13 protein-coding genes are annotated in these 12734 nt (G+C 74.5%); 6 read left to right on the forward strand and 7 right to left on the reverse strand.

Annotation, left to right across the window (positions count from 1 at the left end):
* Positions 1-7 precede the first annotated feature (7 nt).
* Complete coding sequence (mscL, locus tag QBL21_RS30435) at positions 8-541, forward strand: large conductance mechanosensitive channel protein MscL (protein WP_407565441.1); 534 nt, start codon at positions 8-10, stop codon at positions 539-541.
* Between the two features lie 73 nt (positions 542-614).
* Here the strand turns inward: mscL and QBL21_RS30440 are convergent, their stop codons facing one another.
* A complete protein-coding gene (locus QBL21_RS30440) occupies positions 615-773 on the reverse strand; it encodes a hypothetical protein (protein ID WP_407565442.1) in 159 nt (52 codons plus the stop codon).
* 255 nt (positions 774-1028) lie between these two features.
* Between QBL21_RS30440 and QBL21_RS30445 the strand changes: the two genes are divergently transcribed.
* Positions 1029-2303, forward strand: a complete 1275-nt coding sequence (locus QBL21_RS30445) for a P1 family peptidase (protein WP_407565443.1) — start codon at positions 1029-1031, stop codon at positions 2301-2303.
* Positions 2304-2374: 71 nt separating this feature from the next.
* On the opposite strand, the gene QBL21_RS30450 is transcribed toward QBL21_RS30445, so the two are convergent.
* A complete protein-coding gene (locus QBL21_RS30450) occupies positions 2375-3256 on the reverse strand; it encodes a sigma-70 family RNA polymerase sigma factor (protein WP_407565444.1) in 882 nt (293 codons plus the stop codon).
* A gap of 135 nt (positions 3257-3391) precedes the next feature.
* On the opposite strand from QBL21_RS30450, the gene QBL21_RS30455 reads away from it, so the two are divergent.
* On the forward strand, positions 3392-3751 hold the full coding sequence (locus QBL21_RS30455) for a DoxX family protein (protein ID WP_407565445.1): 360 nt from the start codon (positions 3392-3394) through the stop codon (positions 3749-3751).
* A gap of 73 nt (positions 3752-3824) precedes the next feature.
* Here QBL21_RS30455 and QBL21_RS30460 read toward each other — a convergent pair whose 3' ends face one another.
* Positions 3825-4844 carry an RNA polymerase sigma factor RpoD/SigA gene (locus QBL21_RS30460; protein ID WP_407565446.1) on the reverse strand — a complete coding sequence of 340 codons (1020 nt, stop codon included), beginning with the start codon at positions 4842-4844 and terminating at the stop codon, positions 3825-3827.
* A gap of 467 nt (positions 4845-5311) precedes the next feature.
* Between QBL21_RS30460 and QBL21_RS30465 the strand changes: the two genes are divergently transcribed.
* On the forward strand, positions 5312-6436 hold the full coding sequence (locus tag QBL21_RS30465; RefSeq protein WP_407565447.1) for a questin oxidase family protein: 1125 nt from the start codon (positions 5312-5314) through the stop codon (positions 6434-6436).
* Between the two features lie 128 nt (positions 6437-6564).
* A complete protein-coding gene (locus tag QBL21_RS30470; protein ID WP_407565448.1) occupies positions 6565-7335 on the forward strand; it encodes a dioxygenase in 771 nt (256 codons plus the stop codon).
* Positions 7336-7470: 135 nt separating this feature from the next.
* On the opposite strand, the gene QBL21_RS30475 is transcribed toward QBL21_RS30470, so the two are convergent.
* Complete coding sequence (locus QBL21_RS30475) at positions 7471-8985, reverse strand: MFS transporter (RefSeq protein WP_407565449.1); 1515 nt, start codon at positions 8983-8985, stop codon at positions 7471-7473.
* A 144-nt stretch (positions 8986-9129) separates the two neighbouring features.
* The gene (locus tag QBL21_RS30480; protein WP_407565450.1) at positions 9130-9792 is read right to left on the reverse strand and encodes a TetR/AcrR family transcriptional regulator; all 663 of its coding nucleotides are present in this window, start codon (positions 9790-9792) and stop codon (positions 9130-9132) included.
* Positions 9793-9999: 207 nt separating this feature from the next.
* On the opposite strand from QBL21_RS30480, the gene QBL21_RS30485 reads away from it, so the two are divergent.
* Positions 10000-10431, forward strand: coding sequence for an OsmC family protein (locus QBL21_RS30485; RefSeq protein ID WP_407565451.1), 432 nt, complete (start codon positions 10000-10002; stop codon positions 10429-10431).
* Positions 10432-10611: 180 nt separating this feature from the next.
* On the opposite strand, the gene QBL21_RS30490 is transcribed toward QBL21_RS30485, so the two are convergent.
* Positions 10612-11898 carry a lytic transglycosylase domain-containing protein gene (locus QBL21_RS30490; protein ID WP_407565452.1) on the reverse strand — a complete coding sequence of 429 codons (1287 nt, stop codon included), beginning with the start codon at positions 11896-11898 and terminating at the stop codon, positions 10612-10614.
* A 57-nt stretch (positions 11899-11955) separates the two neighbouring features.
* Positions 11956-12732 (reverse strand): hypothetical protein, encoded by a 777-nt coding sequence (locus QBL21_RS30495; protein WP_407565453.1) that lies wholly within the window; start codon positions 12730-12732, stop codon positions 11956-11958.
* Between the last annotated feature and the right edge of the window lie 2 nt (positions 12733-12734).

Genomic DNA, 12734 nt, shown 5'->3' on the forward strand with positions numbered 1-12734 from the left:
AAGGGCATTGAGCACGCAGGGTGCCGGGAGCACCTCGGACAGTCAGGGCGTCATCGCCGGGTTCAAGCAGTTCCTGATGCGCGGGAACGTGATCGAACTCGCGGTCGCCGTCGTCGTCGGCGCCGCCTTCACGAACGTGGTGAACGCGGTGGTGAAGGGCGTCGTCAACCCCGTCGTCGGCATCTTCGGCTCGAAGAACCTCGACAAGTACCACTCCTGCTTCAGCGACGTCTGCACCACGAGCCCGGAGGGCGAGGTCACCAAGGGCGTCTCGATCCTGTGGGGACCGGTGCTGAGCGCCACGCTGACGTTCGTCATCACGGCGGCCGTCGTGTACTTCGCGATGATCCTGCCGATGAACAAGCTCAGGGACCGGCAGGCGGCCAAGGGAGCGGTGGCGGAGACGCCGGCGGAGGCCACGGAGATCGAGCTGCTGGCGCAGATCCGCGACGAGCTGGTGGCCCAGCGGAACGGCTCTTTCCCGAGCCGGGACGGCGGGTCGCCGAGCCCGGAAGCCGGGACGTTCCCGACGCAGAGATAGGGCCGCGGGCGGTCGTCGGGCGGGGCCGATCCCGGGCCGGGTCCGGGCGGCGCCGCGGAGGGCCCGTGCGGGGTCAGATGTGGTGCGGCGGCTTCTCGTCGAGGAAGCGGGCCAGGTCGGCGGCGCTCCCCTCGGCGGCGGGCCGCTCCCCCCAGCCCTCGTCGGTGTCGTCGCGACTCGGCTCCGTCAGCGGGTCGTCGAAGACGAGCGGGTTCTTGGGCTCGGTGCTCATACGCCCCAGGGTACGCGGCAGCGCGCCGCGGGGTCCGGGCCGGCGGCGTCACAAGACCCGGCCGCGCGGGCGGCTGTCGGGGCGCGGAGGGGCCCGGTCGGCGGACGGGCCTGCGTGACGGACGGACCTGCGTGACGTGCGTGCGGGCGTGACGTGCGTGAGTGACGGGCGGCTGTGAGTGCCGGACGGGCCATACGGGCGCGGTGCCGGAGCTGAGCAGGCTCCCCGGGCGCGGGGGCGGCTAGGGTGCGTCGCATGGGCGTGGACGGGATCACGGACGTGGCGGGGGTGCGCGTCGGGCATGCGTCGCGGACCGGGAACGGGTGGCTGACCGGGACGACGGTGGTGCTCGCTCCCGAGGGCGGCGCCGTCGCGTCGGTCGACGTACGCGGTGGCGGTCCGGGCACGCGCGAGACCGACGCCCTCGACCCGCGCAACATCGTGCCGCACGTGGAAGCGGTGGTACTGACGGGCGGCAGCGCGTACGGGCTGGGCGCCGCCTCCGGAGTGATGGCCTGGCTGGAGGAGCAGGGCCGCGGTTTCCGGGTGGGGCCCGACCCGGCGCAGGTGGTTCCGGTGGTGCCGACGGCCGCGCTGTTCGACCTGGGCCGCGGCGGCGACTTCCGGGCCCGCCCCGACGCGGCCATGGGCTGGGAGGCCGCCGCCCGGGCAGCGGCCTCGGCGCCCGGTGCCCCGGTCGTGGAGGGCAACGTCGGCGCGGGCACGGGCGCGGTGTGCGGGGCGATGAAGGGCGGGGTCGGCTCGGCGAGCGCCGTGCTGCCGTCCGGCATCACGGTCGCCGCGCTGGCGGTCGTCAACGCGGCCGGCTCCGGTGTGCACCCGGACACGGGCGCGCTCTACGCCGAGCTGAACGGCGCCGGCGGCGCCACGGGCGGTCCCGCGACGCCCGGCAGGACCAGGGGTGGGGATGGGGGGCGGGGGGTCCCCCCCGAGGTTTCCGAGGGCTCCGGGGTTCCCGGGGGAGCCGGGGCCTCCGAAGGCTCCGGGGTTCCCGGGGACGTCTCCCCGGGTGCGCCGGGCGCGGCGCACGCTTCCGGGGGCTCCGTGGCCGGGGCGTCGGCGGCGGAGGTGCATGTGGCCGCGTTGCGGCGGTTGGAGGCGGCTCGGGAGGAGACCGCGCGGCGGTTCGCCGCGTCGGCCCGGCCGCCGCTGAACACGACGCTGGCCGTCGTCGCCACGGACGCCGCCCTCGGCAAGGCGCACGCGCAGAAGCTGGCCGGCACCGCGCACGACGGTCTCGCCCGGGCCGTACGACCCGCGCACCTGCTCTCCGACGGCGATACCGTCTTCGCCCTCGCCACCGGCGCCCGGCCGCTGCTGGCCCCCGACGACGTCGCCGCCGACCCCGCCTTCGCGGTGCACCAGGAAGCGGGTGCTCTCAACGAGGTGTTCGCGGCCGGCGCGGACGTCCTGACCCGCGCCATGGCCAAGGCGCTGCGCGCCGCCGAGAGTGTCGACGGCCCGGGCGGCGTCTTCCCGTCGTACAGCGACCTCTACGGCACCGCCTAGCGGCGCACCTCGCGGGCCGGCCGCCGCACGGCGGCCCTGCGCGCGGGCCGCCCTCCCGGCGCCCCTCCGCGTCAGGACCCTCCCGGCGGTAGTGCGAACGGGGTCCCCGGCGGGACGCGGCCGATGTCGATCCGCGTGACCAGTCCGTCCCGGGTGGCGATGTCGACGACCGCGAGTGCGTGACCGCCCGGGGCGATGACGTGGGCCAGCCTGCCGGCGACCAGCATGCGCACGGCGACGCGGATTCTGTCGGCGAAGTGCCTCGTCTCCCGGGCCACCGCGGTGGCGCCGGTGACCGCGGGCGGGGCGCCGGGCGGCAGGAGGGCGGGGTCTGCGGTGCGTACGCAGTCGTCGGTCATCAGCGCGAGCAGCCGGTCGATGGCGCCGCCGGCCGCCGCGGCGAGGAACGCGTCGACAACGGCGGCGTCCCCGGCCGTGGTTCCCCCCGCGGATGCGGTGACGGACTCGGACTCGGGCTCGGGCGGCGGGCCCTTGATGCGTCCGCGGGCCCGGCTGGCGTGCTTCTTCGCGTTGGCCGGGCTGGTGCCCAGGATCTCCGCCACCTCACGGAACGGCACGTCGAACAGGTCGTGCAGGACGTAGGCGACGCGCTGCGGAGGCGTCAGGCGGTCGAGGACCACCAGCAGCGCGCGGGAGACCTGCTCCCGCCGCAGGCAGCGCTCGTCCGCCGCGAGTTCCGCGTCGGGGATCGCCTCCGCGAGCAGGGGTTCCTCGCGGCGGCGCTGCCGCGTGCGCAGGTGGTCGAGGCAGACCCGGGTGAGCACGGTCGTCAGCCACGCGGCCGGGTTGCGCAGGTCACCGGGGGCGGCGGTCGATGCCTTGAGCCAGGTGGTCTGTACGGCGTCTTCCGCGTCGTGTACGGATCCGAGCAGCCGGAACGCCACCGCGGTCAACTGCGGCCGGGCCGCTTCGAACTCCGCAACCGAGAGCACGGGGGTGTCACCTTTCCGGGGCGGGAGACGTCGGGACGGACGAGACCACCACTCTCACGTCCCGCAGGCCCACCACCGAGGAAGTCGCCCACCCATGAGCGTACAGACCATCCCGTTCCGGACCGGGTACGAAGCATGAGCGTGCTGTTCGCCGCCGTGGTCGCGTGCATCGCGGCCAACACGTTCATCGCCGTCGCCGACTACGCCGGTGCGGGGTTCGTGCTGGAGAACTCCGCCGCCGTGCGCACGCCCGCCCGCGCGCTGCCCTACCTCGCGACGCTGAAGCTCGCCGGCGCGGCCGGGCTCGTCGTCGGGCTGGCGGCGGCGCCCTGGCTCGGTGTCGCCGCCGGCGCCGGCCTGACCCTGTTCTTCGTCGGCGCGGTCGCCGCGCACGTCAGGGCGCGCGTCTTCCACAACATCGCGTTCCCGGGGGTCTATCTGCTGCTCGCGCTGGCCTCCGCCGCCTACATGACCGACGCCGCGCTCGGGGGGTGAACCGGTGAGCGGGCAGGCCGAAGCCCCCGGTGCCGGGGGGAGACACCGGGGGCCGCTCGGGGGTGCGGCGGCGTTACGCCGCCGCGTCGAAGCCCGTGTCGCGGGCGAGCTTCTTCAGCTCGACCAGCGCGTGCTTCTCGATCTGCCTGATCCGCTCGCGGGTCAGGCCGTGCTGCTTGCCGACCTCGGTGAGCGTGCGCTCGCGCCCGTCCTCGATGCCGTACCGCGCCTTGATGATCGACGCCGTACGCGGCTCCAGCCGGCTGATGAGGTCTTCCAGCTCCTCGCGGCGCATCATCACCAGCACGGAGTCCTCCGGCGAGTCCGCGCCGGTGTCCTCCAGCAGGTCGCCGAACTGGGTCTCGCCCTCGTCGTCCACCGACATGTTGAGGCTGACCGGGTCGCGGGCCCAGTCCAGGACGTCCGTCACGCGCTCGGGCGTCGAGCCCAGCTCGGCGGCGACCTCGGCGGGCTCCGGCTCGCGGCCGTGCTCGCGGTTGAACTCCCGCTGTACGCGCCGGATCCGGCCCAGCTCCTCCACGAGGTGGACGGGCAGCCGGATCGTGCGGGACTGGTCGGCGATGGAGCGGGTGATGGCCTGGCGGATCCACCACGTCGCGTACGTGGAGAACTTGAAGCCCTTCTTGTAGTCGAACTTCTCGACTGCGCGCACCAGGCCGGCGTTCCCCTCCTGGATCAGGTCGAGGAGCGGCAGCCCGCTGCGCGGGTAGCGGCGGGCGACGGCGACGACCAGGCGGAGGTTCGAGCGGATGAAGAGGTCCTTGGCGCGCTCGCCCTGGGCCACGATCGCTTCGAGTTCCTCGCGGTTCGCCGCGGCGCTCGGTGCGTCCACCGCCTCGGGCTTCGCCTCGCCGGCGAGCAGCTTCTCGGCGTAGACGCCGGCCTCGATGTCCAGGGACAGCTCGACTTCCTTCGCGGCGTCGAGCAGCGGCGTCCGTGCGATCTCGTCGAGATACATCCCGACGAGGTCGCGGTCGGCGATCTCGCCGCTCGTGGCGCGAGTGCCGCGAGCGCTGCTTTTCCCGCCGGCCGGGGTCTCGGCCTGGCGGCGGGCGACGGCACGGGTTGCCATGCGTGCTCCCTTGCGAGTGAGTTCCTACCGGTGGTCCGACACCTACCGGGTGTCCCTGTTCCACCTTGTCCAACGAGGGGAATCAGGACAGAATTCCCATCGGGTGCCCGGATTTTCGGGATCTTGCAGTATCCTGCCCCGCCTCAAGGCAGGCTCAGGTGCCGTACGAAGCGTCGTACGGAGCCGGAGAGATCCTGGTCAGGCCCTGCGGGCGGCGGGCTGCGGCGCCCTTCACCGGCGTCGGCCGCCGTTGCTCCGTGAGATCCCCGTCACATCCGACATCGTGACCTTCCCCCCTGGGCAGCACCGTCCTGGGCTGCCCTCCCCTGGAGGAGACGGCGCGCGGGGCCTTCTGGTTGCTCCTGCGGCCGGAAAGAGCGGTTGGTGTGCCTGGGCCCGGAGACCTACGGGGACCTAGGGCCGGCGGCCGTTACGGACCGGGCGGGGCCGGACGTAGCGTCGCCGGCATGGAGACGAGCCGCGCGGACGCGCAGACGGAGACCGGCCCGAAGAGCACCCGCGGGGACGGGAGCGGGGTGCTGGACGAGGCCCTGGAGCGGCTGCACGCCGCCGGCCCCGAGCGGCAGGGCTGGCTGACGAACCACGGGCCGATGGCCGTGGAGGCCCTGGTGCACGGCGACCGGGCCGCGACGGTGCACCGCTGGCTGGACCGGTACCGCGACAAGCTGGAGGACATGCCGCCGCAGGCGCGGCCGATCGACCCCGCCGCCTGGCGGGAGGCGCTGGGCGACCCGGCGCGGCTGGGTGACTGGCCGGCGTACTTCGCGCGGGAGCTGGACGCCCGCCCGTGGCGCGAGGTGCTGGCCGAATGGTGGCCGCGGCTGCTGCCCGGGCTGGCCGGCGCCGCCACGCACACCGTGATCCGCGCGGGTCATGCGGTACGTACCCTCCAGGACACCGAGGCCGCCGGCCGGGCCCCCACCGGGCCCCGCGTCACCGAGCTGGCGCACGCCCTGGGCTACTGGGCCGCCCGCTACGCCCGGCTGCCCAGCGCGCCCGTGCCCGCCGGCACCGCGACCGCGGAGGCCGCGCTGGCGGCGGTGCCCGCGGTGCCCGCGCAGGCCGGCGGGATCCGCGAGCGGCTGGCGCAGCTCACGCCGGAGTCGACGCCCGGCTGGCCGGCTGCGGTGGGTGCCCTGGCCCCGGCGCGTAGCCCGGAGGAGGCCCGCGAGGCGCTGGCCGGGCTGGTGCGGGCGGCGGTCCACCGCTATGCGGCGTACGGCCACGGGGAGCCGGTGATGCTGGTGCACGCGGCGACCGCCCCGAACGCCGTGCTCCGCGCCCTGCCGGCGCTCCCCCGCGACCTGTGGGTGCCCAGCTACGCGGCCGCGTGGGCGGCGAGCGCCGCGGTCACCGCGTCGTACGGCCCGGCGGCCCCGCTGCCGCCGGAGCGCATCCCCGCGCCGCCGGCGGGGGACGCGGCGACGGCGGCGGACGAGCTGCTGACCCGGGCGGCGGCGCACGGCGACGAGCACACGATCAAGTTCGTGGACACCGCGCTGGACGTCGGGGACGACACCGCGCGGGTGGCCGCGCTTCAGTCGGTCGCGCTCATCGACCCGGTGTTCTGACGGGGGCGCGCGCGAGCACGGGTATGGTTGAAGTCTAAACTTCAGCAGGGCCGGGGCCCGGGGACGCCGGAGCGCACGGGCTCCGGCACCCCAGGGCCCCACGGGGACCGGAAGGCGGCGAACCCACCATGCCCACCATGCCCGCGCTCTACCTCTCCCACGGCGCCCCGCCGCTGGCCGACGACCCCGTCTGGCCGGCCGAGCTGGCCGCCTGGGCCGCCGGCCTGCCCCGCCCGCGCGCGATCCTCGTGGTCTCCGCGCACTGGGAGGAGGCCCCGCTCGCCCTCGGCGCCACCGCCACCGTCCCGCTGGTCTACGACTTCGGGGGCTTCCCCGAGCGCTACTACCGCGTCCGCTACCCCGCCCCCGGCGCCCCCGAGCTGGCCGAGTCCGTACGCAAGCTGCTGCGCACCCCCGGCGACGGCGTGCAGGACTTCCCCGACCGCGGCCTCGACCACGGCGCGTACGTGCCGCTGGTGGAGATGTACCCGGACGCCGACATCCCCGTGCTCCAGGTCTCCCTGCCCACCCTCGACCCCGGGCGGCTGCTCGCGCTCGGCCGCCGGCTCGCGCCGCTGCGCGCGGAGGGCGTGCTGATCGTCGGCAGCGGCTTCTTCACGCACAACCTGGCCGCGCTGCGGCACACCGGCGACGGCCCGCCGGCGTGGTCGGCGGAGTTCGACGCCTGGGGGCGCGAGGCGCTGGCGGCGCAGGACGTCGACGCGCTGCTGGACTTCGCGCACAAGTCGCCCGCGGGGCGGCTGGCCCACCCCCGTACCGAGCACTTCGCGCCGCTGTTCGTCACCCTCGGCGCCGCCGAGGACGACCTGCCCACCCAGCGCAGCGTCATCGACGGCTTCTGGATGGGGCTGGCGAAGCGCTCCCTCCAGTTCGGCTGAGAGCACGGCAGTTCGGCTGAGGGCACGCCCAGTTCGGCTGAGGGCACGGCAAAGGCCCCTTCCCGTCCCCCCGAGGAACGGAAAGGGGCCTTGGCTCAGCCCTGAACTCTCCTTTGAGTCAGTGCGTCCGCGCCGTCAGTGGACCATCACCGGCGCCGGCACCTCGTCCTCCGCACCCTTGCCGCCGCTGACCGTCTCGTGGCCCGACTGGGCCCGGGCGGTGACGAGGGTGTACGCGATGGCGGCGGAGACCACCAGGATGCCGACCGCCCACCAGATCGCGGTGGAGTAGCCGTGCACGGCCGCGGAGTTCGCGAAGCCCTCGCGGCCCAGGGTGCGGGCCTCGGAGCCGTGCGAGGAGATCCAGTCGGTCGTGGCGCTGGCCGCGATCGTGTTCAGCAGCGCGGTGCCGATGGCGCCGCCGACCTGCTGCGAGGTGTTGACCATCGCCGAGGCGATGCCGGAGTCCCGCGGCTCCACCCCGAAGGTGGCCAGGGACATGGCCGGCATGAACGCCGTGCCGAGGCCGAGGCCGAGCAGGATGAGGCCGGGCAGGACGACCGCGGCGTACGAGCTGCCGGGCTCCATCTGGGCCAGCAGCAGCATGCCGAGCGCGCCGACGAGGAAGCCGGGCACGAGCAGCAGCCGCGGCTGCACGCGGGTCATCAGCCGGGCGCCGATCTGCGTCGAGCCGATGATCATGCCCACGATCATCGGAAGGAACGCCAGGCCGGTCTTGACCGGGCTGTAGCCCTTGACGATCTGGAGGTAGTAGGTGAGGAACAGGAAGACGCCGAACATCGCGATGACCGCGAGGCCGAGCGACAGGTAGACGCCGCCGCGGTTGCGTTCCAGCAGGACGCGCAGGGGCAGCAGCGGGTTCCTGACCCGGGACTCCACCGCCACGAACGCGGCCAGCAGCACCACGGACGCGACGAACATGACGATCGTCAGGGCGTCGGTCCAGCCGTGCGACTCGGCCCGGGTGAAGCCGTACACCAGCGCCACCAGACCGGTGGTCGCCAGCAGCACGCCCGGGATGTCGAGCGAGGAGCGGTTCCGGCTGCCCTTCGGGTCGTGGATGACGGCCATGGCGCCGAGGACGGCGACCACGGCGAACGGGATGTTCACGAAGAACGTCCAGCGCCAGTTCAGGTAGTCGGTCAGCACGCCGCCGAGTATCAGGCCGACGGCGCCGCCGCCACCGGCGATGGCGCCGTAGATGCCGAACGCCTTGGCCCGCTCCTTGCCCTCGGTGAACAGGACGGCGAGCAGGGACAGCGCGGCGGGCGCGAGCAGGGCGCCGAAGACGCCCTGGAGGGCGCGGGCGCCGAACATCATGGCCTGGCCGGTCGCGGCGCCGCCCAGTGCGGAGGCGACGGCGAAGCCGACGAGGCCGGTGATGAAGGTGCGCTTGCGGCCCCAGATGTCGGCGATACGGCCGCCGAAGAGCAGCAGGCCGCCGAAGGCGAGCGCGTAGGCCGTGATGACCCACTGGCGGTTGCCGTCGGAGATGCCGAGGTCCTCCTGCGCGGAGGGCAGCGCGATGTTCACGATGGTCGCGTCGAGCACGACCATCAACTGGGCCACAGCGATGAACGCGAGGGCTTTCCAGCGCCTCGGATCCGGCTGTAGTGCCGTTTCTGGCATGGGGGTACCCACCATTCGAGTTCAGGGGTTGATCTTTGCGCGATTAGGTACGAAGTAGGTGCGAACAGGTGCGAATCGCCACAGGCGGCGGAAGAAGAGTCTCGATGATCAGAACAGACTCATCGCTCGCGGATCACCTCATTTTCACGAGCCTCTCCGACGCAGTGCCTCGAAGGTGGCGGCGCTGCCGGACAGCGTTGACCTGGCAGGATTCATCAGCCCGTCGAGGAAGAGGTCGAGGTGGCGGTGCACGTACGTGTCGAAGCCCACACCGCACTCCAGACCGGGAAGCGGCCGGGTGAGCTGGGCGAGCGCGACCATCAGGTCGCCGACGCCCACGTCCGCCCGGAGCGTGCCCTCGGCGCGGGCCCGCGCCATCAGGTTCTCCAGTGCGGTATCGAGCCGTTCGCGGGTGGCGACCACCTCGGGTGCCGTGTGGTCGAAGCCCTCCGCGAGCAGCGGGCACAGGGACCCGATCCGCTCGTCGGCGCCCCGGTGCACGAAGGCCCGCAGCGCGTCGAACGCCTCGGCGTCGTCGGTGAGCGCGGCCTCCGCCAGCTCCGTGACGCGGCGCATGGACTCCAGGGTCACCTGGAGGATCAGCTCGCGGCGGTCGGCGAAGTGCCGGTAGACGGTGGCGTTGCCGACGCCGGCACGGCGGGCGATCTCGTCGAGCGGGACGTCAGGGCCCCACTCCACGAACGCCTCCCGGGCGGCGCCGATGATCCGTTCGCGGTTGCGGGAGGCGTCGGCACGCATGCGCGGCTGCCGCTGCTCGGGGAGCGTGGCGCCTTTGCCCGTACCCATGGTGGCCTCCCTGGTGGCTTCCGGGGACTGACTCCCCGTTTCTCTCGGACACCAGCTAAACGGGGAGGCACTCCCCGCTATTTCCCGGTCCGAGTGTGATCTGCGCCACGCGTGCCCCCGGCCGCGGCCCGGACGCGCCCGGGCGCCCCGGCACCGATAACTTGGGGCACGTACCGTCTTTCGCTCCAGACTCGGAGGCTGACCGCCATGGCAACCACCCGCACCGCGAAGACCCACTGGGAGGGCAACCTGCTGGAGGGCAAGGGCACCGTCGCCCTTGAGTCCTCCAAGATCGGCACGTACGACGTGAGCTGGCCGGCGCGCTCCGCCGAGCCCGGCGGCAAGACCAGCCCCGAGGAGCTGATCGCGGCGGCGCACTCGGCGTGCTACTCCATGGCCTTCTCACACGGCCTGGCGGGCAAGGGCCACACCGTCGAGTCCCTCGACACCAGCGCCGACGTGACGTTCCAGCCCGGCGAGGGCATCACCGGCATCGTGCTGACCGTGCAGGCGAAGGTGCCGGGGCTGTCCGAGGAGGACTTCCAGACCGCCGCCGAGGACGCCAAGAAGAACTGCCCGGTCAGCCAGGCGCTGGCGGGCGTCAAGAACATCACGCTCAACGCCACGCTGGTGCCCTGAGCCGACCGCACGCCGTCCCGGCCGTGCCGGCGACGACATCGGGGCGGATCGCCCGGCCGGCGCCATGGCGCCCACCGGCCGGGCGAGCCGCCCGCGGCTCCCCGGGCGGGAGTACGCGGCCCTGCACGCCGGCCTCCGCCACCCGGGAGCCGGGCGCCGAGGGCCGCCCGTAGCGCCCGGTCAGGTCGTGCCCGACGGGTCGGGCGAGGTGGAGTCGTCCGGGCACGGGGAAGGACCGGGCTCGTCGGGGCTGGGCGAGGGCGACTCGTCCGGGTCGGCGGAGCAACTGTCGCTCGGGTCCGGGTCGCCGGGGTCGCCCGTGCCGCCGCCGGGGTCGCCGCCCGGGTCGCCGCTGCCGCCGGGGTCGCCGGTGCCGCCGCTGTCGTCCGGGTCGCTGGGGCTGGGGCCCGGGCTCGGGTCGCCGCCGGAGTCTCCCCCGGAGTCGCCGCCGCCGACCGTGTCGCCGGGGTCGCCGGTGCCGCCGCTGTCACCCGGACCGCCGGAGCCGCCCGACCCGCCGCCCGAATCCTCCGAGCCCCCCGGGCCGCCGTCCGACGGACTCGGCCGCGGGCCGACGACGATGCCGCCGCCGGACCCGCCCGGCGCCTTGCGGCTGCCCTTCGGCGGCACCGAATCCGGGTTGCCCGCACCGGAGCTGGCCGGCAGCACGCCGCTGCCGTCCGGTACGGCGTGCACGCCCGAGCGGTAGAAGCCCAGCCAGGCCAGCACCGTGTTCAGGTAGTCCCGCGAGTAGTTGTAGCTGAGGATCGCCCGGTCCAGATCGGCCGCCACCGTGAGGTCGCGCGCGCCCGCGCACAGGTAGTGGCCGGCCGCCAGCGTCGCGTCGTGGACGTTGTTCGGGTCGGTCCGCCCGTCGCCGTTGCCGTCCGCGGCCCACCCCGCCCAGGTCGACGGGATGAACTGCATCGGACCCACGGCCCGGTCGTAGCCGGTGTCGCCGTCGTACCGGCCGCCGTCGGTGTCGGAGATGTTCGCGAAGCCGTTGCCGTCGAGGACCGGCCCGAGGATGGGCGTCAGGGTGGTGCCGTCCGCGTCGACCGCGCCGCCGCGGGCGTGGCCGGACTCCACCTTGCCGATGGCGGCGAGCAGTTGCCACGGCAGCCCGCACCCGGGGTCGTCGACCGCGAGCCGCCGCTCCGCCTGCCGGTAGGCGGCGAGCACGGTGGCCGGGATGCCCGACTGCTGCTCGATCACCGCGGGCGGCGTCGGCTGCGTGCTGACGACCGGGTCCATGCCCTGGAGCGGCGGGATCTCGGTGTGGTACTGCCCGTCGCCCGGGGTGCCGGGCGGCAGCACGGGCACGGTGTCGAGCCGGTGTTCCGCCCCGCCGCCGGACGACCGGCCGATCTCGCCGCCCGGCGCCTGCGAGGCGGTGAGCGCGACCGTCGCCGCCGCCGCGAGCGCCGCCGTCGCCACGCTGTGGCGCATCCTGCTGAGTGAAGCCATGGACCTGCCTCCCGGCGGAAGTCGAGGGTTGCGGGGCGTGCCGTGGTCGTCGTGCCGTCAGCCGAAGGTGTCGATGTTCGAGATCCGCCACCTGTCGCCGTCCTTCACCGCGTCCACGGCGACCATGGCGGCGCCGTACGACGTCTCGTCGGTGTCCGTACGGGTGTTGCGCTGGTCGGCGAAGACCAGCACGCGGGCCCCGCCGTCGCCGGCCAGCTCCACCGCCGAGTCGGTCACCGTGGTGGTGAGGACGAGCTTCTGCGACGGGGCCTGCTCGCGTACGTCCGCGAGCATCTGCCGGTGCTGGTCGACGGCCCTGCCGGTGAGGTACGTACGGGCGGCCTTCGTGTTCTCGCCGAGGTCGGTGTAGTCGACGGAGAAGACCGCCTCCACGGCCTCCCCGACAGCGCCCTTGACCTCGCTGGTCAGCGGCGCGTCCACGAGCGCGGCGTTCTCGGCGGCCGGGTCGTCGCCCCCGCTCGCCTGCACGGCCGCGAACGCGGCGAAGCAGCCGAGCAGCACGGCCGCGGCGCCCAGCGCCGCGGCAAGCCGGCCGCCGCGCCGCGCCGTTGCCGGCCCGGACGCGGAGCCGGACCGGGTCGCGGCGCCGGACCGGGAGCCGGGGCTACGGTCCCTGCCGCCCGCGCCGCGCGGCGGCCGGCGGGACGGGGCCGGGCTCTGCTTCCCTGCGCCCTCCGCCGGCCGGGCCGCGGGCCGGGGCCGGGTCCTGGCCCGTACCGCGGGCGGGGCCTGCCGGCGGCCCGGGGCCGGGGGCTCCTCGGCGGGGGCCGCGGTGCGGCGGCGCCGGTTGATCAGGTGGCGGGTGGTCGACATCT

This window comes from Streptomyces sp. 184 (genome assembly GCF_045781775.1).
Lineage (GTDB): Bacteria > Actinomycetota > Actinomycetes > Streptomycetales > Streptomycetaceae > Streptomyces.